Here is a 24,413-nt window from a genome sequence, read left to right on the forward strand (position 1 = left end):
TTTATGCACCCACACATGATCAAACTGCTCAGCCTTTCGGGTTTGACCCTCGGCCTGCTCGCGGCCAGCCAGGGCGTGCGCGCCGACGAAATCAAGGCGCCAACCTTCACCGCCGAACCGTGCTGCAGCCTGTGCCCGGCCGCCCACGACGCGAAGAACTACACCACCCGCTACCAGCAGAACTTCACCACCCTGGTGCAAGCCCAGGGCGACTGGCTGTTCCGGACCCAGGAAGACCTGCGCACCGAATTCGACACCAGCCCCGCCGGCTACAAACGCATGCAGCAGCTGCACGATGCGTTCAAGAGCAAGGGCGTGGAACTGGTGGTGGTCTACCAGCCGACCCGTGGCTTGGTGAACCGCAACAAGCTCAACCCTGAAGAGAAAGCCAGGTTCGATTTCGACAAGGCCCTGGGCAATTACAAGACCATGCTCGGGCGCTTCGCCAAGATGGGCTACGTCGTACCGGACCTGTCGCCGCTGACCAACGAGCAACTGCCGGATGAATTGCCGGCCCACGATTTCTACTTCCGCGGCGACCAACACTGGACGCCATACGGCGCCCAGCGCACCGCCAAAATCGTCGGCGCGAAAGTGCGGGCGATGCCTGAATTTGCCGGCATCCCGCAGCGCGAATTCGAGACCAAACGGTCCGGGCGCATGGGCAAGACGGGCACCCTGCACAACATGGCCGGGCAACTGTGCGGCACCAGCTACGCGATCCAGTACATGGACCAGTTCACCACCGAGCCCAAGGGCGAAGCGGCAGACGGCGACCTGTTCGGTGATTCCGGCAACCCGCAGATCACCCTCGTGGGTACCAGCCACAGTGGCAAGAACTACAATTTCGCCGGCTTCCTGGAACAGGAAATCGGTGCCGACATCCTCAACGTCGCCTTCCCCGGTGGTGGCCTGGAAGGCTCGATGATCCAGTACCTGGGCAGCGAAGAATTCCAGAAGACCCCGCCGAAGATCCTGATCTGGGAATTCTCGCCGCTGTATCGCCTGGACCAGGAGACCATCTACCGCCAGATGATGTCGCTGCTGGACAACGGCTGTGAAGGCAAGACCGCCCAGATGAGCGCCAGCACCACGCTGAAACCCGGCAAGAACGAATTGCTGGTGAACAGTTCGAACAAAGACCTGCGCAACAGCAGTCACCAGGTCGACATCCGCTTCGCCGACCCATCGGTGAAAACCCTGCAAGCCACCCTCTGGTACATGAACGGGCGCCACGAGGACATCAAGATCGAGAAACCCGAAACATCCGATACAGACGGGCGTTTCGCCTTTGAACTGCGCACCGATGAAGACTGGGCCACGCAAAACCTGCTGGCCGTGGAAGTGCAGGGCCCTGAAGCGGGCCAGGCCGCGCAGAAAGTCGAAGCGAAAATTTGCACACGCAACGTATTCCCCGCCGGTGGTCAACAGACTGCTTCAACGGGGCAATGAGGTTACTTATGCAGAAGTTATTGATTCCAACGCTGCTGGGCCTGGCGATGTTTGCCGGCCAAGTCAACGCCGCCGCACCACTGCGTCCGCCCCAGGGTTATTTCGCCCCGGTGGAAGCATTCAAGACCGGCGACTTCAAGAATGACTGCGACGCCATGCCGGCGCCGTACACCGGCTCGCTGCAATTTCGCAGCAAGTACGAAGGTTCGGACAAGGCTCGTTCCACCCTGAATGTGCAGTCCGAAAAAGCCTTTCGCGACAGCACCGCCGACATCACCAAGCTGGAAAAAGACACCAGCAAGCGTGTGATGCAATTCATGCGCGACGGCCGTCCGGAGCAGTTGGAATGCACGCTGAACTGGCTCACGAGCTGGGCCAAGGCCGATGCATTGATGTCCAAGGACTTCAACCATACCGGCAAGTCCATGCGCAAATGGGCACTGGGCAGCATGGCGTCGGCCTATGTGCGCCTGAAGTTCTCCGACTCTCATCCGCTGGCCAACCACCAGCAGGAGTCGCAGTTGATCGAAGCCTGGTTCAGCAAAATGGCCGACCAGGTGGTGAGCGACTGGGACAACCTGCCGCTGGATAAAACCAACAACCACTCCTACTGGGCTGCCTGGTCGGTGATGGCGACCTCCGTCGCCGTGAACCGCCGCGACCTGTTTGACTGGGCCGTGAAGGAATACAAGGTCGGCGCCAACCAGGTGGATGCCCAAGGCTTCCTGCCGAACGAATTGAAGCGTCAGCAACGGGCCCTGTCGTACCACAACTACGCCCTGCCGCCGCTGGCGATGATCGCCAGTTTTGCCCTGGTGAACGGTGTGGACCTGCGCCAGGAAAACAACGGCGCGTTGAAACGCCTGGGTGACAAGGTGCTGGCCGGGGTGAAAGACCCGGAGATTTTCGAGCAGAAGAACGGCAAGGAACAGGACATGAAGGACCTCAAGGAAGACATGAAATTTGCCTGGCTTGAGCCCTTCTGCACCCTCTACACCTGCGCCCCGGATGTGATCGAGCGCAAGCACGGGATGCAGCCGTTCAAGACGTTCCGCCTCGGGGGTGACCTGACCAAGGTCTACGACCCGGCGCACGAGAAAGGCAACAAAGGCAGCTGACGAAACGCACTTCAAATGTGGGAGCGGGCTTGCTCGCGAAGGCGCTGTGTCAGTCGCCCTCTGTGTTGAATGACACACCGCATTCGCGAGCAAGCCCGCTCCCATATTTTGAGCCGGTTTCGTCAGTGGGAATGTAATACCGCCCCTCTCCGTTTTCGGTGGGGGGTTTGGGGGGGCCGTTGGCCCTTGACTGTTGGTTAAACATGGAGAGATCGGGATGGTTTTCTCGTCCAATGTGTTCCTGTTCCTGTTCTTGCCGATCTTCCTCGGCTTGTACTACCTGAGCGGGCAACGCTATCGCAATCTGCTGCTGCTGGTTGCCAGTTATGTGTTCTACGCCTGGTGGCGAGTGGACTTCCTGGCGCTGTTCGCCGCCGTGACGCTGTGGAACTACTGGATCGGCCTCAAGGTCGGTGCGGCAGGCGTGCGCACCAAGCCGGCCCAGCGCTGGCTGCTGCTGGGCGTGGCGGTCGACCTGTGCATCCTCGGCTACTTCAAGTACGCCAACTTCGGCGTCGACAGCATCAACCTGATGATGAAGTCGGCCGGCCTTGAGCCTTTCATCCTGACCCACGTGCTGTTGCCAATCGGGATCTCGTTCTACATCTTCGAGTCCATCAGCTACATCATCGACGTGTACCGCGGCGACACCCCGGCCACCCGCAACCTGATCGACTTTGCGGCGTTCGTGGCGATCTTCCCGCACCTGATTGCCGGCCCGGTGTTGCGCTTTCGCGACCTGGCCGACCAGTTCAACAACCGCACCCACACCCTCGATAAATTCTCCGAGGGCTGCACGCGGTTCATGCAGGGTTTCATCAAGAAGGTGTTTATCGCCGACACCCTGGCGGTGGTCGCCGATCATTGCTTCGCCCTGCAAAACCCCACCACCGGCGATGCCTGGCTCGGCGCACTGGCGTACACCGCGCAGCTGTACTTCGACTTCTCCGGCTACAGCGACATGGCCATCGGCCTGGGCTTGATGATGGGTTTTCGCTTCATGGAAAACTTCAAGCAGCCGTACATCAGCCAGTCGATCACCGAGTTCTGGCGGCGCTGGCACATCAGCCTGTCCACCTGGCTGCGTGACTACCTGTACATCACCCTGGGCGGCAACCGTAAAGGCACGCTGACCACCTACCGCAACCTGTTCCTGACCATGCTCCTCGGTGGCCTGTGGCACGGTGCGAACATCACCTACATCGTGTGGGGCGCCTGGCACGGCATGTGGCTGGCGATTGAAAAAGCCATCGGCCTCAACACCGCACCGCGCAGTTTCAACGTTGTGCGCTGGGCCTTCACCTTCCTGCTGGTAGTGATGGGTTGGGTGATCTTCCGCTCGGAAAACCTGCACGTCGCCGGCCGTATGTACGGCGCGATGTTCAGCTTCGGCGAGTGGTCGCTGTCGGAACTCAACCGCGCCAGCCTCACCGGCCTGCAAGTGGCAACCCTGGTGGTGGCGTACGCAACCCTGGCGTTCTTCGGCCTGCGGGACTTCTACAGCAACCGCCCACCGGAAAAAACCAAGCCTGCGGTGAACACCCAGGCCGATGGCCCGGCGACTGCGCAACCGGGCTTGATCAAGGCCGTACCGGGCGACAACCCGGGCAGCATCCATGAGCCCGGCTACACCTTGGGCACCGAGGCCACCGTGCAACCGGCCTACTGGAGCGCCACCTGGCCACGCTACGCCATGCGCGCCGCAGTACTGCTGCTGTTCGTGGCGTCGATTCTCAAACTTTCGGCGCAGAGCTTCTCGCCGTTCCTTTACTTCCAGTTCTGAGGGAGCCGACCATGACCCGTTCATTACGCGTCCTCTACATCGCCTTGTTCCTCGCCGTGCTGCTGGCGTTGGGCGCCTGGTCGATGCGCAGTTTCTTCGGCTTCAGCACCAACGCCGACGCCACCGTGCTCAACGGCCGCTGGACCAAGGCCGTCGAGACCCACTACGACGACCAGTTCCCGATCAAGCGCCTGGGCACCAACCTCTGGGCAGCGCTGGACTACAAGCTGTTCAACGAAGGCCGCCCTGGCGTGGTGATTGGCCGCGACCACTGGTTGTACAGCGACGAGGAATTCAACCCGATCGTCAACGAAGACCAGAACCTGCAAGGCAACTACGCCTTGGTGGAAGGCGTGCGCCAGAAGCTCAAGGCCCAGGGTATCCAACTGGTGATGGCGATCGTGCCGGCCAAGGTGCGGCTGTACCCGGAACACCTGGGTGAAGTGCAGCCAGCGAGCATCCGCGCCGGTCTGTACCAGGACTTCCATGCCCGCATGGCCGCCGACAAGATCGTCGCCCCTGACCTGATGGGTCCGCTGCAACAGGCCAAGCTGCACGGCCAGCAAGTGTTCCTGCGCACCGACACCCACTGGACCCCGGACGGCGCTGAAGTGGCGGCCAAAGAATTGGCCAAGACAATTGCCAACAAAACGCCCCTGAGCGGCGAGCCTCAACGCTTTGTCACCGAAGCCGAGAAGACCGAGCCACACAAGGGCGACCTGCGCCTGTTCCTGCCGCTGGACCCGCTGTTCGAAAACCTGATGCCGCCCAAGGAGCCACTGCAAAAACGCGTGACGCACCTGGCTGAAACCAAAGGCGACGATGCGCTGTTCACCGACAGTGAAACCCCGGTGGCCCTGGTGGGCACCAGTTACAGCGCCAACCCGAACTGGAACTTTGTCGGCGCGCTGAAGCAAGCCCTGGGCAGCGACGTCATCAACTACTCCGAAGACGGCCACGGCCCGATCCTGCCGATGCTCAGCTACCTGAAAAGCGACGACTTCAAGAACAGCCCGCCACAGGTGCTGATCTGGGAGTTTCCCGAGCGTTATCTGCCTGTGAACAACGAAATCGGCGATGCCGACCCGCAGTGGGTTGCGCAGCTCAAACAAGCCGGTATGCGCCAACAGAACATGGCTATCAACACCCCCACCGTTAAAAACATGAACTCCGAGACGCCCGACCGGGCGCAAAACTGAAAGAGAGGTAACTCACATGACTTTCACTACTAACCTCGCAAAGACTTTTGCCCTCGTCGCCGGCATGAGCGTTGTTTCGATGTCCGCCTTCGCCGGTGGCGACGCCGCCCTCTACGGTCCCGTCGCGCCAAAAGGCTCGAGCTTTGTGCGGGTGTACAACGCCAGCAACCAGGAAGTCAGCGCCACCGTCGGCAGCACCAACCTCAACGAGGTTGCACCGCTGGCCAGCAGTGACTTCAGCTTCATGCCGGGCGGTGACTACAGCGCCAAGGTCGGCAGCCAGACCCTGCCGGTCAAGCTCGCCGCCGACCACTACTACACCCTGGTCAGCAGCGGCAGCGGCCAACCGCAACTGATCGAAGAACCGCCGTTCAAGAACAAGCAGAAATCCCTGGTGCGCGTGCAGAACCTCAGTGACAAGTCGCTGACCCTGAAAACCGCCGATGGCAAGACCGACGTGGTCCAGGCCGTGGCCGCCAAGGGCCGTGGCGAGCGCGAGATCAACCCGGTGAAGGTCAGCCTGGCGCTGTATGAAGGCGATAAAAAAGTCGGCGACGTGAAGCCGGTAGCTCTGGAACGCGGTGAGGCCGCAGTGCTGTACGTCACCGGCACCGGCGCCAACCTGTCGCCAGTGTGGGTGAAACGCCCTGTGTCGACCCGCTGATTAGATTTTCAGATTGACGCTGCCCCCTGTGGGAGCTGGCTTGCCTGCGATGCGGACAACTCGGTGTATCAGGTACACCGAGGTGATGCCATCGCGGGCAAGCCCGGCTCCCACAGGCTCTAACCAAATTTGATTCAAGGAGAAACACCATGATCCCAGTAATCCTTTCCGGTGGTAGCGGCTCACGTCTTTGGCCGCTTTCGCGTAAACAGTTTCCCAAGCAGTTCCTGGCCCTGACCGGCGAGCACACCTTGTTCCAGCAAACCCTGGAGCGCCTGGTGTTCGACGGCATGGACGCGCCCATCGTGGTGTGCAACAAGGACCACCGCTTTATCGTCAACGAGCAACTGGCTGCCCGCAAACTGGAAACCCAGCGCATCCTGATGGAGCCGTTCGGCCGCAATACCGCGCCGGCCGTGGCCCTGACGGCGATGATGCTGGTCAACGAAGGCCGCGACGAACTGATGCTGGTGCTGCCCGCCGACCACGTGCTGGATGACCAGAAAGCCCTGCAACGCGCCCTGGCCCTGGCCACTGTGGCGGCTGAGCGTGGCGAAATGGTGCTGTTCGGTGTACCGGCCACCCGTCCGGAGACCGGCTACGGCTATATCAAGTCGACCAACGATTCGCTGCTGCCCGAAGGCGTCAGCCGCGTGCAACAGTTCGTGGAAAAACCCGATGAAAAACGCGCCGCCGAATTCGTCAAGAGCGGTGGTTATTTCTGGAACAGCGGCATGTTCCTGTTCCGTGCCAGCCGCTTCCTCGAAGAGCTGAAAAAACACGATCCGGACATCTACGACACCTGCCTGCTGACCCTGGAACGCAGCAACCAAACCGCCGACACCATCGACATCGACGAATCCACCTTCGCCTGCTGCCCGGACAACTCCATCGACTACGCCGTGATGGAAAAAACCCAACTGGCCTGCGTGGTGCCATTGACTGCCGGCTGGAGCGACGTGGGCTGCTGGGCATCGCTGTGGGACGTGAATGAAAAAGACGCCAACGGTAACGTCAGCAAGGGCGACGTGGTGATCCAGGACAGCAAGAACTGCATGATCCACGGCAACGGCAAGCTGGTGTCGGTGATTGGCCTGGAAAACATCGTGGTGGTGGAAACCAAGGACGCGATGATGATTGCCCACAAGGACAAGGTCCAGGGCGTCAAGCAGATGGTCAACACCCTCAACGAGCAGGGCCGCAGCGAAACCCAGAACCACTGCGAGGTGTACCGTCCATGGGGCTCGTACGACTCGGTGGATATGGGCGGGCGCTTCCAGGTCAAGCACATCTCGGTGAAACCGGGCGCGTGCCTGTCGTTGCAGATGCACCACCACCGCGCCGAACACTGGATCGTGGTCAGCGGCACCGCCGAAGTCACCTGTGACGAGAACGTGTTCCTGCTCACCGAAAACCAGTCCACCTACATCCCGATTGCCTCGGTGCACCGTTTGCGTAACCCGGGCAAGATTCCATTGGAGATTATCGAGGTGCAGTCCGGCAGCTACCTGGGTGAAGACGATATCGAACGCTTTGAAGATATCTACGGTCGATCCACGCCAATCGAGCGTGGCGTTTCGGTGAAAACCATCGCGCAGTAAACAGAGCAGCACAACAAGCCCCCGCCCCACCGACTGCGTCCCCTATCCGCAGCCGGTGGGCCGGGGGCTTTTTCTTTGGGGCCGGGGAACCCGAAGATGGTCAACTCCACCTACGCTTGGTTAGGATGCCCGTTCCGTTTTCGAGGTTGTTGCCATGTTCTTTGGTGTCTTGCTGATTATCACCTGGCTGATCCTCTTGCTGCGCTACCCCGCCAGGGCGTTGCCGGTTTCCCTCGCGGCCGCCGTCGGCCTGGGCCTGGTGGCGGTATGGGTGGTGTGGCTGGACAACCGCGAGGCCCAGCAATTGGCACGCCTGGAACTGCGTACCGTCTACGCGCCGAAAGAATGCCCGGCAGACCGCCCGCTCAAGCTCACCTTGAACAACGGCAACAACGTACCGCTGACCGAACTGCGTTGGCGCATCGCCGCGTATGCGCCGGGCGATACGGTCAACCTGGCAGACAACGTGTACGCTGCCCCGCGCTATCGCGGCCCCGGCGAACTGCAGGCCGGCGCCACCTGGGAAGACTGCCTGCCAGTGCCGCCGCTGCGCCCCGGCTACCGCCCGCAAACCCTGGAATTTCGTGCCGAGCATTTGCAAGGCAGCTTCTCTGACTGATAACGACAAAGGACTGATCCATGCCCAACGTACTGATCACCGGGTGCTCCAGTGGCATTGGCCGTGCCCTGGCGGACGCCTTCAAGCAAGCCAGCTTTGACGTGTGGGCCAGCGCCCGGCGCAGCGAGGATGTGGCGGCACTTGCCAGCGCCGGCTTTAACGCGGTGCAACTGGACGTCAACGACAGCGCTGCACTGGCGCAGTTGGCCGGGCAGGTCGGCGAGCTGGATGTGCTGATCAACAACGCCGGCTATGGCGCCATGGGTCCGTTGCTCGACGGCGGCACCCGGGCGATGCAGCAGCAATTCGAGACCAACGTATTCTCAGTGGTCGGCGTGACTCAGGCGCTGTTCCCGGCCCTGCGTCGCCGTAAAGGGTTGGTGGTGAATATCGGCAGCGTGTCCGGCGTGTTGGTCACACCGTTCGCCGGTGCGTATTGCGCCTCGAAAGCCGCAGTGCATGCCTTGAGTGATGCGTTGCGCATGGAGCTCGCACCGTTCGGCGTGCGGGTGATGGAAGTGCAGCCAGGCGCCATCGATACAAGTTTTGCAAAAAACGCCGGCACCCAGGCCGAACTGTTGATCAATGAAAAGTCGCCCTGGTGGCCACTGCGCGAAAGCATCCGCGCCCGGGCCAAGGCCTCCCAGGATCGGCCTACGCCCGCTCGCGATTTTGCCGCGGACGTGCTCAAGGCCGTGCAACAGGGCACGCCGCCGCGCCTGTTGCGCTCGGGTAATGGTTGCCGGGCATTGCCGTGGATGGCGGCGCTGTTGCCCAAGGGCTTGCTGGAGACTGTCTTGAAAAAACGCTTTGGCCTGAGCGGCCAGCTCTAAGAGCCCCCGCCTCCCTGTGGCGAGGGAGCTTGCTCCCGCTGGGCTGCGCAGCAGCCCCAAAACCATCCGCCCAAGTTTCCTGAAAGAATGCGCTGACCTTTTCAGGGGTGCTTCGCCCCCCAGCGGGAGCAAGCTCCCTCGCCACACGGTTTCTCGGCTGATCAGCCTTTCATGAAATCAATGAAGGCCCGCACTTTCAGGGGCAAATGCCGGGTATCCGGGTACAACGCGTACACCCCCTGCGGCGCAAATCGATACCCCGGCAGCAACCGCACCAAACGCCCCGCATCCAGGTCTTCCTGCACCAGCCACTGGGGCAGGATCGCCACGCCATGCCCGCGCACGGCAAACGCCTGGAGAATGGCGGCACTGTCGGCAACCAGTGAAGCCTTGCCGGGGCCTGGACGGTACAGGTGCTCATGGCCGGCCGGGTCGAGCACCGTCAACTCCGTCAGCCGCCCGTGCCCCAGCTTGGGCAGTTGCTCCAGCTCTTCCAGCGTGGCGACCCCGGCAAACCCCGGTGCAGCCACGGCGAGGATTTCGTAGCTCGACAGCTGCACCGCCCGATGATTGGAGTCGAGCATCCGCCCCAATCGAATAGCCACATCGAAGCGCTCGGAGATCAGGTCGGCGTGGCTGGAGGAGGTGGATAACTGGATGTTCAATTCCGGGTGCAGGCCGCGAAAGGTTTCCACTGCCGGCACCACCACCGCCAATCCGTATTCGACGGTGGTGGTGATCCGCAATGTGCCCTTGAGCTGGCTGTGCTCCGAACGGGCCTCTTCCACCGCCAGGCGCGCTTCTTCCAGCATGCGCGTGCAGCGCAGGTAAAAGCGTTCGCCCGCATCGGTCAGTGCCAGTTGCCGAGTACTGCGGGTCAGCAGGGTCACGCCCAGCTCGGCTTCCAGGCGCTTGAGGTTGAAGCTCACCACCGCTCGCGTCTGCCCGAGGACATCAGCGGCTGCCGTCAACGATCCGGCCTCGACCACGGCCTTGAAGGTGTCGAAACGATCCAGGCTGACCATATGCCACGCGCTCCTTTGTCAAAATATTTTTGACAAACTAACAGTCAAACCGCTGTTTCCCAAGTGCCCGCACCCGCCTACCCTGCCGCCATCCACAGCAGGAACTGCGCAATGACCTACCGCTCGAAAGTCACCTGGATCTTTCTACTGGGCTTCGCCCTCGACCTGGTGAACATGTTTGTCGCCACCATCGCTTACCCGGACATCGCCCGCGAGTTGCACGCCTCGGTCACGCAACTGGCATGGATCGGCAACGCCTACATGCTCGGCCTGACCGTCGTCATTCCCCTGAGCGTTTGGCTGGCGGCGCTGCTGGGTGAGCGCCGGTTGATTGCCGTCAGCCTGTTGCTGTTCGGCGTAGCCTCGGTGCTGGTGGGCCAGGCCGCCTCGATTGAAGCGCTGATCGGCTGGCGCCTGTTGCAGGGCTTGGGTGGCGGCTTGTTGATTCCGGTGGGGCAAGCCTTGGCCTATCGGCATTTTCCGCCGGCAGAACGCAGCCAACTGACAGCCAGGGTCATGCTGGTGGCGCTGCTGATTCCGGCGTTGTCGCCAGCATTGGGCGGCCTGGTGGTGGACAGCGTGTCGTGGCGCTGGATCTTTTTCGCCAACCTGCCGCTGGCGCTGATCACCGTGATGCTGACCTTGCGCTGGCTGGTGGCAGACACGCCCGCGTCCACACGCCCGGCGCTGGAGCTCGGTCACGTATTGGGCCAGGCTCGCCGCCCGATGCTGCGGGTCGCGATGCTGGTTTACCTGTTCATCCCGGGGGTGTTTATCGGCACCAGCCTGTTGGCGATTCTTTATCTGCACGGTCTTGGCTTTACCGCCAGCCTCATCGGCGCGCTGATGCTGCCGTGGGCGATGGCCTCGGGGCTGGCGATTGCCTTGAGCAAAAAACTGTTCAATCGCTGCGGGCCGAGGCCGCTGCTGCTGGCGGGCATGCTGCTGCAAGCCCTCGGCATCCTGTTGCTGATCGAGCCGCACCCGGTTGTCGTGGTGCTCGCCTACCTCCTGATGGGCCTGGGCGGCAGCCTGTGCAGCAGCACCGCGCAAACCCTGGCCTTTCTCGACATTCCGGCCGAGCGCATGGGGCATGCCAGCGCCTTGTGGAACATCAATCGGCAATTGAGTTTTTGCCTCGGTGCCGCCGTGCTCAGTGGGGTGCTGGCTGCGCTGGACTCGTTCACCGTCACCTTCGCGATTGCCGCGGCGTTGACCCTGTTTCCATTATTTGCCGTACTGTGCCTGGATGCGTCCAAGGTATGGACACTGCTTCACCCTGCCAGCGAGCCCACACGATGATTGACTACCGCGATTTTTTTGATGAAGTGATCCAGGCCCATGTCGAAATCGAACAATGGTTTGCCGGCACAGCCCCCGAGGGAACACTGGAGGTTTTGCTGAAGCGTTTTTCGCCGGACTTTTCCATGATCACCCCGGCGGGCAAACAACTGGATTTTGCACTGCTCAACCAGCTGTTCAGCCAGGCTGGCGGCAAGCGGCCCGGGTTCAAGATCAGCCTCAGCGAGTTTGCAGGGATTGACCGACATGCCCGTGGCGCGACGGTGAGTTATCGCGAGCAGCAGGTGGATGGCAGCGGTGCCCAAACCGATCGGCGATCGACCGTGGTGTTTGAAAAGCAGGCCAGTGGCGCCCTGCTGTGGCGCCACTTGCACGAGACGTTTCTACAGGCCTGACACGGTCAAAATGTGGGAGCGGGCTTGCTCGCGAATGCGGTGGATCAGTCGATATTTTCGTTGACTGACAAACTGCCTTCGCGAGCAAGCCCGCTCCCACATTCAGTTCTGTGTTTGGTTGACGATCACGGTGCAGGTGATCCCCGCCGCCAACAGCACACCTTCCGGCACTTCATCGATATGAATCCGCACCGGCACCCGCTGGGCCAGGCGCACCCAGTTGAACGTCGGGTTCACATCGGCGATCAACTCGCGGCTCTCCGGGTTGTCCCGGTCGTAGATGCCGCGCGAAATGCTTTCCACGTGCCCCTTGAGGGTTTCGCCGCTCATCAACTGCATGTCGGCCTTGTCCCCGACTTTGACGTGGGGCAGCTTGGTTTCTTCGAAGAAGCCGTACACCCAGAACGAGTTCATATCCACCACCGCCATCTTCGCCTCGCCAATACGCGCGTAGTCGCCACGGTGCACGTTGAGGTTGGTGACGTAGCCGTCGACCGCCGCCACCACCTGGGTGCGCTTGAGGTTCAGTTGCGCCGCTTCAAGCTGGGCCAGGGCATGTTGGTAGTCGGCCAGGGCCGAGTCGGCGATGTTACTGGCGTCGTCGCGGTTTTCCTTGGAGATCACCAGGGCGTCGAGGTCGGCGCGGCGGTGGGCGTTGACCTTGCGCATCTCCCAGGTGGCCTTGCGGGAAGCCACCAGGGATTGCGCCTGCTTGACCGCAATCTGGTAATGCTCGGGGTCGATCTGCATCAGCAGGTCGCCCTTTTTCACCAACTGGTTGTCACGCACCGGAACGTTGACCACTTCGCCGGTGACGTCGGCGGCGACGTTGATGATGTCGGCGCGCACCCGGCCATCGCGGGTCCAGGGAGTTTCCATGTAGTGCACCCACAACGTGCGGCCAATCCAGATCGCCAGGGCCAATACCAGCAAGGTCGCGAGCAGGCTGAAAAACTTTTTCATCGGGGCATTCTCAACGGTAGACGGTCAGCGCCAGGGCGCCGAACAAGCAAGCGAACAGGCTCAGGCGCAGCAGCGCCGGGTGCCAGAAAAAACGGTACAGGTCAAAGCCGGCCAGAAACCGGTCAAGGGCCCAGGCCAGGCCCGCCGCGATCAGAAACATCAGGGTCATGGTGGGCATGTAGACGCCGTGGAAGGCGATTTCACGAGGCATGGGCGGGTCCTTCGGGCTTGAGGGCAGCCAGGGGTGATTGCGGGTCCAGCAATGAGGTGCGGATAAAGTGCAGGTAGCTTTTCACCCGGCGCAGGGCCGAGGTGTCGAAGTGCGGGGCGAAGGGTTCGTCGGTGGCCTGCACGCGGCTGATGGCATGGTCCACGGCGATCAGGCTGCGCTCCAGGTTGCTGGCGCTGGGTTGCAGGAACAGCCGCACCAGCGAGCGGCCCATCACCCGGATCGCCTGGCGCCACGGCTGGGACTCGGCATACGCCGGGTGCACCGGCAGGATCGCCTGTTCCTTGCGCAATTCGATGATCGCGTGGCCGACTTCCAGCACCACGAACATCCAGCGCAGCAGGTTGCGTTGCACCTGGGGTTGCCCGGCGGCAAAGCCGTAGGCCTGGTGCAGCAGGTCGCGGGTGCGGCTTTCGAAACCCGACGCCAGGCCCTTGAGTTTGCCGCTGATGGCGAACACCACTTGCTCGCGCAAGTCCTGCTCCAGCCGACGCCACAACCAGCGGCTGTTGGGCGGCAGGATGATCGCGCCCGCCGCCGCACACACCAGCATGCCGATGACCATGGCGATGTAGTCGTTGATGAAGGTATAGGGGTTGTAGATCGTGAGGTTGTCCGGCACCGAGCCGGTGCTGAAGAAGATCAGCAACCCGACGCCGACTCCCGCGTACTGCGGGCGCGAAGCCAGGAACGAACCGAAGATGATCACCGGCGCGAGCATCACGCACAGCAACGGGAAACCGTCGATCCAGGGGAACACGAAGAACATTTCGACAAAGCCCACCAGCGCCCCGATCAAGGTGCCGCAAGCCATTTGAAAGGCCATGCGCTTGGGGTTGGGGGTGGCGGCCGACAAACCCACCGTCGCCGCGGCGATCAGGGTCATGGTGGCGCCACTGGGCCAGGCCGTGGCCACCCAGTAACTGCCGAGCACGATCAGGATAAACGAGGCGCGAATCCCCGAGGCGGCGCAGGCCAGCCAGTTGGTTTTGGGGGTGTAGGGTTCGTCCCAGTGTTCGCGCTCGTGGCTGTGATCCGCCAGGGAGGCGTGGGTCTGGGCGTAGTTGTGCAAGTCGTCGACGAAGCGGTACAGCAGCTCATAGGCGGTGTGAAAGTCCAACAGTTCGGCGTCGCTGGGGGCGCTTTCCTGGAAGCGGGTGCGCAGGCTGCGCACCTTGGCGGGCAGGCCTTCCTTGTAGGCGTTCAACTGATTGGCCAGGCGCGCCGCATCGGGGCTGGTGAGCGCACGGCCGGAAAAACCGTCGAGCAGTTCCGCCAGGTCTTGCAGGCCCGGCTTGATCGCAGCCACCACGTGATCGGCCTCCTGGCTGCGCAGGCGCTCGAGCAATTGGTGCAAGGCGTTGAAGCGCGTGGTGATGCCCATGAACTCGCTGTTCAAGCGCGTCAGCCGGCCATTGCGCCGACGCATGTGCGGGTCTTCGAACACGGTGATGCTGCGCAGCCCTTCCAGGCCCACGGCTTCGGCGATAAAGCGCACGTTGCTGCGTTCAAAGCCTTCGCGCTCGCTGCGACCGCGCAGGCCGTCGGTGACGAACAGCGCGAACACACCGAAGCGCTGGTACAGGGCGTTGCGCATCGCAGCGCTGGAGGTTTGCGGCAGGATCGCGGCGCTGACCAGCGTGGAGCAGACAATCCCCAACGAGATTTCCAGGACTCGCCACACCGCCGCCATAAACGCGCCGTCGGGATGGGCCAGGGCCGGCAAGCCAACCATCGCCGCGGTGTAGCCGGCCAGCACAAAACCGTAGGCGCGAAAGTTGCGATTGCGGGTCGCGCCAGCAGTGCAGATGCCGACCCAGATCGCCAGCGAACCGAGGAACAGTTCAGTGTTCTGCGCAAACAACGCGATCAGGAACACCATCACCGCCGAGCCCGCCAGGGTGCCCAGGAAGCGGTAGAAACTCTTGGCGAACACCTGGCCGCTTTGCGGCTGCATCACGATAAACACCGTGATCATCGCGGTACGCGGTTGCGGCAATTCCAGGCGCATGGCCAGCCACAACGTCAGGAAGGCCGCGATCAGCACCTTGAAGATATAGACCCAGGTCACGCCATCACTGCGTGCCCAATCGAAGAAACCGCGGCGCCACTCAAGCGAGTGCAACCAGCGCAGCGGTGCAGGCAAGGGAGTCATCGCATCCTACTCAGTGATCAAACACGGCGAGGGCCGCCGGGGTCTTGCTCGGTAAAGTCTGGCTGTCCTGAGGTACATCGCTGCCGGCACCGAGGCCACCGCCCAACGCGGTCACCAGTTCGGCGTGGGCACTCAGGCGTGCGGCCTGGACCTGCTGCTGCACCTGCTGCTGGCGGAACAACAGGCTCTGGGCATTCAGCACGTTGAGGTAGTCGGTGAGGCCGCGCTGGTAGGCGATCATCGCGATGTCATAGGTTTTCTGCGCCGAGGCCACCGATTCGGCGGCGAAGGCTTGCTGCTTGTCCATCGACTCGCGGCGGATCAACTGGTCGCTGATGCCCTTGAGCGCGTTGACCAGGGTCTGGTTGTAGTGCGCGACGGCGATGTCGTAGCCGGCGCTGGCTTCACCCAGTTGCGAGCGCAGGCGGCCACCGTCGAAGATCGGCAGGCTGATGGCAGGGCCGGCAGTGTAGTTGAGTTTCTTGCCGGTCAGGAAACTCAGCATTCCGCCGCCGGTGGCGACGTAGCCGAGGCTGCCCACCAGGTCGACGTTGGGGTAGAAACCGGCGTGGGCCACATCAATGCCACGGGCCTGGGCCGCCACTTGCCAGCGGCTGGCGACCACGTCCGGGCGCTGGCCGAGCAGTTCGGCGGGCAAGCTCGACGGCAGTTTCAGCGGTGCCGCGAGGGACAGGGTGGGCCGCTGCAACTGCGCGCCCGCCCCCGGCCCTTTGCCCGCCAGCGCGGCCAACTGGTTGCGACTCAGGGCGATCTGTTCATCCAGGGCGTCCAGCTGGCGATGGGTTTCCGGCAGCGGCGTCTCGGCCTGGCTGACTTCGAAGTGGGTGCCGATCCCACCATTCAAACGCTTTTGCGCAAGGTCGAGAATCTGTTGTTGCTGCGCCAGGGTGGCGGCCACGATATCGCGCTGGGCGAAGTGCAACGACAGCTGGATATAGGCGCGCACCACGTTGTTCTGCAATTCGAGCTGCGCCTGGCGCGCTTCGGCGGCGCTCATGTGGGCCATGTCCACGGCGCGCTCGGTGGCGTTGCTTTCGCGGCCCCAGAGGTCGAGGGCATAACTCAGCCCCAGGGACGCGTTGTTGTCCCAGGTGGTGGAATTGTCCAGCGCGCCCGGGCCGTAGAATTGGTCGCTGGGCCAGTTATGGCGCTTGAGCGTGGCATCACCATTGATCTGCAACGACTCGGCCGACTCGGCGATCCCGGCCATGGCCCGGGCTTCACGCACACGTGCAGCGGCCATGGCCATGCTCGGGCTGCCTTGCACGGCGAGGTCGATCCAGTGGTTGAGTTGCGGGTCGCCGTAGGCTTGCCACCATTGCGCGGTGGGCCAGTGGGCGTCCTGAGCGGCGCTTTTGATCGCCTCGTCGGTGGCCAATGAATTGGCGACGAGTGACTGGCCTTGAGGGGCAATTCCTCCGGTTCCGATGCAGCCGCTGATTGCTAACGATAAGGCCCAAACACTGAGAGTCTTCAGCTCTCTGCTGATGCGACGCGGCACTGCTGCGAATTCCTGAGAGGGTGTTGCGGGGAAGGTGGCGCAATTCTAAGGGGCGGGCCGGATGGCGATAAGGTGGGATTCTTGTGAATCTTTGTTACCGTTCAGGCGATAATCCGTTCGTAGGGATCACTGGATCCTGCAACTTCGTGTCACAATTTGCCATCTCCCCTGAGAGCACCTTAATGGACACCTTGCAAAACATGCGCGCCTTCAGTTGTGTGGCCGAAGCCGGCAGCTTCACCGCCGCCGCCGTGCAGCTGGATACCACCACTGCCAACGTCTCGCGCGCGGTCTCCAACCTTGAGGCCCATCTGCAAACCCGTTTGCTCAACCGCACCACCCGCCGCATCGCCCTGACCGAGGCCGGCAAGCGCTATTTGCTGCGTTGCGAGCAGATCCTGGCGTATGTCGAGGAAGCGGAAGCCGAAGCCAGCGACGCCCACGCCCGCCCGGCCGGGCAGTTGAAAGTGCACACCATGACCGGCATCGGCCAGCACTTCGTGATCGATGCGATTGCCCGCTACCGCCGCACCCACCCGGACGTGACCTTTGACCTGACCATGGCCAACCGCGTGCCGGACCTGCTGGATGAGGGTTACGACGTGTCCATCGTGCTCGCCAGCGAGTTGCCGGATTCGGGGTTTGTCTCGCAGCGCCTGGGGATAACTTACAGCATCGCCTGTGCCTCGCCGGCCTACGTCAAGGCCAACGGCTGCGCGCAACGGCCCAGCGACCTGCTCAACCACGCGTGCCTGCGCCTGGTCAGCCCGGTGATTCAGCTGGATAAATGGTCGTTCAATGGCCCTGAAGGCCAGGAAAGTGTGGCGATCAACAGCTCACCGTTCCTGGTGAACTCGGCGGATGCGATGAAGACCGCGATCACCAGCGGCATGGGCGTTGGCCTGTTGCCGGTGTATGCGGCGATTGAAGGGCTGCGCAACGGCACCCTGGTGCGGGTGATGCCCAACTACCGCTCCCAGGAGCTCAACCTGTACGCCATCTACCCGTCGCGCCAATACCTGGATGCGAAGATCAAGACGTGGGTGGAATACCTGCGCAGTTCCCTGCCGGAAATCATGGCCGCGCATCAGGCGGAACTGGCGGCCTATGAGCTAAGTGGCAGTTTGGGCGGGGTACGACTGAGTAACTGAGGGGGGGCGGCCGCTACACCGGCAGCGTAATGCCAAAGGTGTTGCCGCCGCCCTCGCTGCGCACAAACACATCTCCGCCGTGCATCAACGCGATCGCCTTGACGATCGCCAGTCCCAACCCGTGATTCGCCCCACTATTGCTGCGGGACGCGTCCACCCGATAGAACCGCTCGAACAACCGGGGCAGATGCTCGCTGGCAATCTCATCGCCCGGGTTGGTCACCCCGATCGCCACGTGATTCGCCAGCACTTCGATCTTCACCTCGATCACCTGGCCAGGCGCCGTATGCTGCACCGCATTGCTCAACAGGTTGATCAACGCCCGGCGCAAGTGCGCCTTCTCGATCTGCACCTGGGCATCGCCGGTCACACGCACCTGCACCTGGGCGTCCTCGAGGATAAAGTCCAGGTAATCCAGGGTGGTCGCCACTTCATCCGCCAGCGAACTGGTGATGAGCTTGGTGGCCTTGCTGCCCTGGTCTGCACTGGCCAGGAACAGCATGTCATTGATGATCGAGCGCAGCCGTTCCAGCTCTTCGAGGTTCGATTGCAGCACCTCGAAATAATGCTCGGCCGAACGCCCACGGGTCAGCGCCACCTGGGTCTGGCCGATCAGGTTGGTCAGCGGCGAGCGCAGCTCATGGGCCACATCGGCGTTGAATGACTCCAGGCGCGAATAGGCCTGTTCCACCCGGTCGAGGGTCGAGTTGAAGGAGTTGACGAACTGCTTCAGCTCCGGCGGCAATGGCGACAATTGCAGGCGCCCGGAGAGTTTCGGCGGTGCGAGTTTCTGCGCCTCGTCCGAGAGCTTGATCAGCGGCTTGAGACCGATGCGCGCCACCCAGAACCCCAGCAGCGAGGCCAGCAGCACGCCGACAAACGCCAGGCCGATCAGCGCCACCAGCAGTTGATGCTGGGTGGCGCGGAAGTTCTCGGTGTCGACCGCGATCAGGAAACGCAGCGGCGGGCGCTGCTCCTTGGCTGGAAACTGGCTGACCAATACTTTGAACGGGTAGGCATGGCCCGGCAGGCGCAAGTCGCGCTTGCCGGTCGGGCCGGCGGCAAAGGCGCGAATCTGCGCGTCCGGGTTGCCGTATTCGTAGGTCGGGTCGCTGCTCACCACCCAGAAGCGAATGCGCTTGTCTTCCTCTCCCAACAACTTGAGCTTGGCGGTGATCTTCGCCCAATGGTCCGGCGTACCGAAGCGATTGACCGAAGACTCCAGCACGCTGTAGCGCGCATCCAGCTCGGCCCCGGGCAGCAGGCCCAGGCCTTTGTCCACCTGCTGGTACAGCGCGCCGCCGATCAACAGGAAGATCAGCAGCGCCACCAGGGTGAACATGCCGCTCAGGCGCAGGGCGATGGAGTTAGCCGACACTGCGGTTCTCCAGCACGTAACCCATGCCACGGATGGTGTGCAGCAGTTTCTGTTCGAACGGCCCGTCGAGCTTGGCCCGCAGGCGTTTGATCGCTACTTCCACCACATTGGCGTCACTGTCGAAATTGATGTCCCAGACCATTTCCGCAATCGAGGTCTTGGACAGGATTTCACCCTGGCGCCGGGCCAATACGCTGAGCAGCGAGAACTCCTTGGCGGTCAGGTCCAGGCGAACGCCGTTGCGACTGGCCTTGCGGCTGATCAGGTCGATCCACAGGTCGGCGATGGTCACCTGCACCGGCTCATGCCCGCCACTGCGACGGGTCAGGGCTTGCAGGCGCGCCACCAGTTCGAGGAACGAGAACGGCTTGCCGAGGTAATCATCCGCGCCTTCGCGCAGGCCGCGAATACGGTCTTCCACGCGCTCGCGGGCGGTGAGCATGATCACCGGCGTCTGCTTGCGCGCCCGCAGCGCGCGCAAAACACCAAAGCCATCCAGGCCGGGCAGCATCACGTCGAGCACGATGACCGCGTAATCGTTCTCCAGGGCCAGGTGCAACCCTTCGACGCCTTCACGGGCGACGTCGACGGTATAGCCTTGCTCCGTCAGGCCGCGGTGCAGGTAGTCGGCGGTTTTTTCTTCGTCTTCAATAATCAGTACACGCATGAGCCTTTTGTTCCAGGACGGGGCCTCAGCCTCAGTGTGTGATTGCCAGCTGGGGAGCTGGTTTGGGTCTGTGGAAAAACTTCTCGAGGTACAAGTATATGACCGGTGTGGTGAACAGCGTCAGCGCCTGGCTCACCAGTAACCCGCCCACCACCGCGATACCCAGCGGCTGGCGCATTTCCGCGCCGGGGCCGGAGCCCAGCATCAGCGGCACCGCACCCAGCAGGGCGGCCAGGGTGGTCATGATGATCGGCCGGAACCGCGTGACACACGCCTCATAAATCGCTTCCTCGGGCGGCAGGCCGCGTACGCGCTGGGCGTCCAGGGCGAAGTCGATCATCAGGATACCGTTCTTCTTCACGATCCCGATCAGCAGCACCAGGCCGATCAACGCCATGATCGAAAAGTCCTGGCCCATCAGTGACAGCATGATCAGCGCCCCCAACCCCGCCGATGGCAAGGTGGAGATGATCGTCAGCGGGTGCACGAAGCTCTCGTACAGCACACCCAGGATAATGTAGACCGCCACCAGTGCCGCGAGGATCAGCCAGGGCTGGCTGGCCAATGAACTCTGGAACGCCTGGGCCGCGCCCTGGAAGTTGCCGATGATGGTGGTCGGCATGCCGATTTCATTCTTCGCCTGGTTGAGCAGGATCACCGCATCGCCCAACGCGACGCCCGGTGCCAGGTTGAACGACAGGTTGGCCGCCGGGAACATGCCGTCATGGCTGATGGACAAGGGCCCGACGGTGGGCGGGTCGACCTTGGCCACCGCCGACAGCGGCACCATCTCGTTGGTCAGCGGCGAGCGCAGGTAGAAGTAGTTCAGGCTTTCGGCCTTGCCGCGTTGCTGGGTGTCCAGTTCCAGCACCACCTGGTACTGGTTGATCTCGGTCTGGAATTCGTTGATCTGGCGCTGGCCGAAGGCGTCGTACAGTGCCTGGTCCACATCGGTGGCGGTGAGGCCAAACCGCGCGGCGGCCTGACGGTCGATGCTGATGTGGGTGATGCTGCCGCCCAGTTGCAAGTCGTTGGACAGGTCGCGGAACGCCGGGTTGGCCCGCAGCTTTTCGGTGAGGCGCTGGGTCCAGGTATTCAGGGTCGGGCCGTCATTGCTCTTGAGCACGTACTGGTACTGGGCGCGGCTGGGGCCGGAGCTCAAGTTGATGTCCTGGCCGGCCCGCAGGTACAGGACGATGCCCGGCACTTTCGCCAGTTTCGGGCGGATCCGGTCGATAAACTGGCTGGCCGACACGTCGCGATCCCCGCGATCTTTCAAGGCAATCCAGAACCGGCCGTTGGCGATGGTCTGGTTGCTGCCGGTCACACCCACCGAATGGGAGAACGCTTCCACCGCCGGGTCATCCTTGACGATCTCGGCGATTGCCTTGTGCTTGGCGACCATGTCCGGGAACGACACGTCGGCCGCCGCTTCGCTGGTGCCGAGGACGAAGCCGGTGTCTTGTACCGGAAAGAAACCCTTGGGGATAAACACGTAGCCGACCACGGCCAGGGCCAGGGTCACCATGAAGATCGCGGCCATGGTGCGTTGATGGGCCAGGGCGCGGCGCAGATTGCGCGCATAGCCGGCCAGCAGGCGTTCGCTGAAACCGGGTTTGTCGTGGGCATGATGGGTTGGTGCGCGCATGAACAATGCGGCCAGGGTCGGCGCCAGGGTCAGCGAGACCACCACCGAAATCAGGATGGTCGAGGTGGCTGTCAAGGCAAACTCCTTGAACAACCGCCCCACGACACCGCCCATGAACAGCAGCGGGATAAACGCCGCCACCAGCGAGAAGCTGATGGAGACCACGGTAAAACCGATTTCACCCGCGCCCTTGATCGCGGCTTCGCGCTTGTCGAGGCCCGCTTCCAGGTGGCGGTGAATGTTCTCCACCACCACGATCGCATCGTCCACCACAAACCCCACGGCGATCACGATCGCCACCAGGGTCAGGTTGTTCAGGCTGAAGCCCATCAGGTACATCAGGGCAAAACTGGCCACCAGCGACACGCCGAGCACGCTGGACACGATCAACGTGGCCGACAGCTGGCGCAGGAACAGCGCCATCACCGCCACCACCAGCAGGATGGCGATCAGCAGGGTCACTTCCACTTCATGCAGGGACGCGCGGATGGTCTTGGTGCGGTCGGTCAACACGCTGACCTGCACCGAGGCCGGCAGCATGGCTTGCAGGCGCGGCAGTTCGGCTTGAATGCGGTCCACGGTCTCGACGATGTTCGCGCCGGGCTGGCGGGAGATCACCAGGTTGACGCCTGGGGTGTCGCCGGACCAGGCCTGCACGTATGCGTTTTCCGAGCCGTTGATGACTTTGGCGATATCCCGCAGCTGTACAGGTGCCCCGTCCTTGTAGGACACGATCAGTTGGGCGTAATCCTCGGGGTGGAACAACTGGTCGTTGGTCGAGAGGGTCGACACGCTGTTCTCGCCGTAGATCGCGCCCTTGGCCAGGTTCAGGCTCGATTGCTGGATCGCCAGGCGCACGTCCGCCAGGGTCAGGCCGATGGCCGCGAGTTTATCGGCCGACGCCTGCACCCGGATGGCCGGGCGTTGCTGGCCGGTAATGTTGATCTGGCCGACCCCGTCGATCTGGCTGATCTGCCGGGCCAGCAGGGTTTCCACGTAGTCGCTCAGCTCGGTGCTGGGCATGCTGTCGGAGCTGACGCTGAGGATCAGCACCGGGCTGTCCGCCGGGTTGACCTTCTTCCAGGTCGGCAGGCTAGGCATGTCGCTGGGCAGTTTGCCGGACGCGGTGTTGATCGCCGCCTGCACTTCCTGGGCGGCGGTGTCGATGCTCTTGGTGAGGGTGAATTGCAGGGTCAGCAGGCTGGAGCCCAAGGCACTGCTGGAGGTCATCTGGGTCATGCCGGGGATGGCGCTGAATTGCACCTCCAGCGGCGTTGCCACGGATGAAGCCATGGTGTCCGGGCTGGCGCCGGGCAGCGTGGCACTGACCTGGATCGTCGGAAATTCCGCTTCCGGCAGTGGGGCGATGGCCAGGCGTGGAAAGGCAATCATCCCGAGCAATACCAAAGCGAAGGTCAGCAGCAAGGTGGCGACCGGGTGGTCGACGCACCAGGCCGACGGCGAACGACTGCCACTCATGGCTGCACCTTGGCATCAACGGTCTGGATCACCTGAGGCGGCTCCTTGAGCACATCGACCTGGGCGCCCGCCTTGAGCCGGGACTGGCCGTCGCTGACCAGTACATCGCCGGCCTGCACACCCTGGAGGATGTTCATGTCGCTGTTCTGGTACAGCACCTGCACCGGCACCACCTCAACCTTGTCACCCTTGAGCCGGTACACGAAGTGCGAATCCAGGCCGCGTTGCACCACGGTAGGCGGCACCACCAGGGCATTTTTGTGCAGGGCGGTCTGGATGCGGATCGTCACCAACTGCCCCGGCCAGAGTTTTTGCGCGCCGTTGCTGAACTCGGCCTTGGCGCGGATGGTGCCGGTGGTGCCGCTGATCTGGTTGTCGATCAGGCTCAGGCGGCCCTCCCCCAGCAGGTCGCCGGTCTGGCCGTCGGTGTCGGCGCCCATGTAGGCGTTGACGTCGGCGGGCAGTTGCGCGGCGATCAGGCCTTGCAGGGTCGGCAGCATCTGTTGCGGCAGGGAGAACTCGACGGCAATGGGGTCGATCTGGGTCACGGAGAACAAGCCCTGGGTGTCGCTCATGCGCAGGAAGTTGCCTTCATCCACTGTGCGAATCCCGACGCGACCGGTAACCGGCGAGCGAATCTGTGTGTAGGAAAGCTGCACCTGAGCCGAATCAATCGCGGCCTGGTTGCCTTGGGCCGTGGCCTTGAGCTGGTTGACCAGGGCTTGTTGCTGGTCATAGGTCTGCTTGGACACGCCGTCGTCGATGCTCAGTTCCTTGTAGCGCTTGAGGTTGACCAGCGCGACTTGCAGTTGCGCCTGGCTTTCCCCGAGCTGCGCCTTGGCCTGGTCCAGGCTGGCGCGGATCGAGCGGTCATCAATGGTCGCCAGCAGGTCGCCGGCCTTCACCAGTTGACCTTCCTTGACCAGCAATTTGGTAAGGATGCCGTCGATCTGCGGGCGAATCACCACGCTGTGCAACGACAGCACCGAGCCGATGCCGCTGACAAACCGCGGGATGTCCTGCTGTTTGACGCTGATCACCCGCACCGGGATCGCCGACGATGCGGTCAGTTTGGTCTTGGCCGGGCGGGTCACCACCCAGGCAACCACGGCCAGTACCACAAGGACGCCCACGATCAAGGCAGGTTTTCGTTGAATGTGCATGGGGTGAGGCGCCAGGGCAAAGGATCGGAAGAATGAAGGCTCTTTATAGCCCGCCAACCGGGTCAGC

General features: G+C 62.6%; 20 protein-coding genes. 11 read left to right on the top strand and 9 right to left on the bottom strand.

Annotation, left to right across the window (positions count from 1 at the left end):
- The first annotated feature begins 3 nt into the window (after window positions 1-3).
- The 8 genes from HX801_RS06750 (at window position 4) to HX801_RS06785 (ending at window position 9,269) form a co-directional block, all read left to right on the top strand.
- A complete protein-coding gene (locus HX801_RS06750) occupies window positions 4-1,452 on the top strand; it encodes an alginate O-acetyltransferase (protein ID WP_076014451.1) in 1,449 nt (482 codons plus the stop codon).
- Between the two features lie 8 nt (window positions 1,453-1,460).
- Window positions 1,461-2,570: a mannuronate-specific alginate lyase gene (locus HX801_RS06755; protein ID WP_008434173.1), complete on the top strand. Its 1,110-nt coding sequence runs from the start codon at window positions 1,461-1,463 to the stop codon at window positions 2,568-2,570.
- Between the two features lie 217 nt (window positions 2,571-2,787).
- Entirely contained in the window at window positions 2,788-4,353 is a 1,566-nt protein-coding gene (locus HX801_RS06760) for an MBOAT family protein (RefSeq protein ID WP_177021822.1), read from the top strand.
- 11 nt (window positions 4,354-4,364) lie between these two features.
- Window positions 4,365-5,552 (top strand): alginate O-acetyltransferase, encoded by a 1,188-nt coding sequence (locus tag HX801_RS06765; protein WP_177008751.1) that lies wholly within the window; start codon window positions 4,365-4,367, stop codon window positions 5,550-5,552.
- Between the two features lie 16 nt (window positions 5,553-5,568).
- On the top strand, window positions 5,569-6,216 hold the full coding sequence (locus HX801_RS06770) for an alginate O-acetyltransferase AlgF (RefSeq protein ID WP_008434181.1): 648 nt from the start codon (window positions 5,569-5,571) through the stop codon (window positions 6,214-6,216).
- 149 nt (window positions 6,217-6,365) lie between these two features.
- The gene (locus HX801_RS06775; protein ID WP_003216275.1) at window positions 6,366-7,817 is read left to right on the top strand and encodes a mannose-1-phosphate guanylyltransferase/mannose-6-phosphate isomerase; all 1,452 of its coding nucleotides are present in this window, start codon (window positions 6,366-6,368) and stop codon (window positions 7,815-7,817) included.
- A 154-nt stretch (window positions 7,818-7,971) separates the two neighbouring features.
- Window positions 7,972-8,436 (top strand): hypothetical protein, encoded by a 465-nt coding sequence (locus tag HX801_RS06780; protein ID WP_003216273.1) that lies wholly within the window; start codon window positions 7,972-7,974, stop codon window positions 8,434-8,436.
- A 20-nt stretch (window positions 8,437-8,456) separates the two neighbouring features.
- A complete protein-coding gene (locus HX801_RS06785; protein WP_177021823.1) occupies window positions 8,457-9,269 on the top strand; it encodes an SDR family oxidoreductase in 813 nt (270 codons plus the stop codon).
- A 161-nt stretch (window positions 9,270-9,430) separates the two neighbouring features.
- Here HX801_RS06785 and HX801_RS06790 read toward each other — a convergent pair whose 3' ends face one another.
- A complete protein-coding gene (locus tag HX801_RS06790; RefSeq protein ID WP_003216270.1) occupies window positions 9,431-10,294 on the bottom strand; it encodes a LysR family transcriptional regulator in 864 nt (287 codons plus the stop codon).
- Between the two features lie 111 nt (window positions 10,295-10,405).
- On the opposite strand from HX801_RS06790, the gene HX801_RS06795 reads away from it, so the two are divergent.
- Together HX801_RS06795 and HX801_RS06800 are read left to right on the top strand one after the other, a co-directional pair.
- Window positions 10,406-11,596 carry an MFS transporter gene (locus HX801_RS06795; RefSeq protein WP_177021824.1) on the top strand — a complete coding sequence of 397 codons (1,191 nt, stop codon included), beginning with the start codon at window positions 10,406-10,408 and terminating at the stop codon, window positions 11,594-11,596.
- On the top strand, window positions 11,593-11,991 hold the full coding sequence (locus HX801_RS06800; protein WP_177021825.1) for a DUF4440 domain-containing protein: 399 nt from the start codon (window positions 11,593-11,595) through the stop codon (window positions 11,989-11,991). Before HX801_RS06795 ends, HX801_RS06800 begins: the two co-directional genes overlap by 4 nt.
- A gap of 102 nt (window positions 11,992-12,093) precedes the next feature.
- Here HX801_RS06800 and HX801_RS06805 read toward each other — a convergent pair whose 3' ends face one another.
- The 4 genes from HX801_RS06805 to HX801_RS06820 are packed head-to-tail and all read right to left on the bottom strand — an operon-like array spanning window position 12,094 to window position 16,860.
- Complete coding sequence (locus HX801_RS06805; RefSeq protein WP_087692839.1) at window positions 12,094-12,954, bottom strand: HlyD family secretion protein; 861 nt, start codon at window positions 12,952-12,954, stop codon at window positions 12,094-12,096.
- A gap of 10 nt (window positions 12,955-12,964) precedes the next feature.
- The gene (locus HX801_RS06810; RefSeq protein ID WP_003216262.1) at window positions 12,965-13,165 is read right to left on the bottom strand and encodes a DUF1656 domain-containing protein; all 201 of its coding nucleotides are present in this window, start codon (window positions 13,163-13,165) and stop codon (window positions 12,965-12,967) included.
- Window positions 13,155-15,338: an FUSC family protein gene (locus HX801_RS06815; protein ID WP_008434187.1), complete on the bottom strand. Its 2,184-nt coding sequence runs from the start codon at window positions 15,336-15,338 to the stop codon at window positions 13,155-13,157. Before HX801_RS06815 ends, HX801_RS06810 begins: the two co-directional genes overlap by 11 nt.
- A 10-nt stretch (window positions 15,339-15,348) precedes the next feature.
- Complete coding sequence (locus HX801_RS06820) at window positions 15,349-16,860, bottom strand: efflux transporter outer membrane subunit (RefSeq protein ID WP_032899258.1); 1,512 nt, start codon at window positions 16,858-16,860, stop codon at window positions 15,349-15,351.
- Window positions 16,861-17,042: 182 nt separating this feature from the next.
- On the opposite strand from HX801_RS06820, the gene HX801_RS06825 reads away from it, so the two are divergent.
- Window positions 17,043-18,011 carry a LysR family transcriptional regulator gene (locus HX801_RS06825; RefSeq protein WP_003216257.1) on the top strand — a complete coding sequence of 323 codons (969 nt, stop codon included), beginning with the start codon at window positions 17,043-17,045 and terminating at the stop codon, window positions 18,009-18,011.
- 13 nt (window positions 18,012-18,024) lie between these two features.
- Here HX801_RS06825 and HX801_RS06830 read toward each other — a convergent pair whose 3' ends face one another.
- Genes HX801_RS06830 through HX801_RS06845 form a run of 4 tightly spaced genes read right to left on the bottom strand, consistent with a single transcriptional unit; the run spans window position 18,025 to window position 24,346 of the window.
- Window positions 18,025-19,389: a heavy metal sensor histidine kinase gene (locus tag HX801_RS06830; RefSeq protein WP_102369879.1), complete on the bottom strand. Its 1,365-nt coding sequence runs from the start codon at window positions 19,387-19,389 to the stop codon at window positions 18,025-18,027.
- Window positions 19,379-20,056, bottom strand: a complete 678-nt coding sequence (locus HX801_RS06835) for a heavy metal response regulator transcription factor (RefSeq protein ID WP_003216255.1) — start codon at window positions 20,054-20,056, stop codon at window positions 19,379-19,381. Before HX801_RS06835 ends, HX801_RS06830 begins: the two co-directional genes overlap by 11 nt.
- A gap of 31 nt (window positions 20,057-20,087) precedes the next feature.
- Window positions 20,088-23,183, bottom strand: coding sequence for a multidrug efflux RND transporter permease subunit (locus HX801_RS06840; RefSeq protein ID WP_008434191.1), 3,096 nt, complete (start codon window positions 23,181-23,183; stop codon window positions 20,088-20,090).
- A complete protein-coding gene (locus tag HX801_RS06845; protein ID WP_003216249.1) occupies window positions 23,180-24,346 on the bottom strand; it encodes an efflux RND transporter periplasmic adaptor subunit in 1,167 nt (388 codons plus the stop codon). Before HX801_RS06845 ends, HX801_RS06840 begins: the two co-directional genes overlap by 4 nt.
- Window positions 24,347-24,413: the final 67 nt, after the last annotated feature.

It is taken from the genome of Pseudomonas sp. G1002, from assembly GCF_013385455.1.
In the GTDB taxonomy this organism is placed as follows: Bacteria; Pseudomonadota; Gammaproteobacteria; order Pseudomonadales; family Pseudomonadaceae; genus Aquipseudomonas.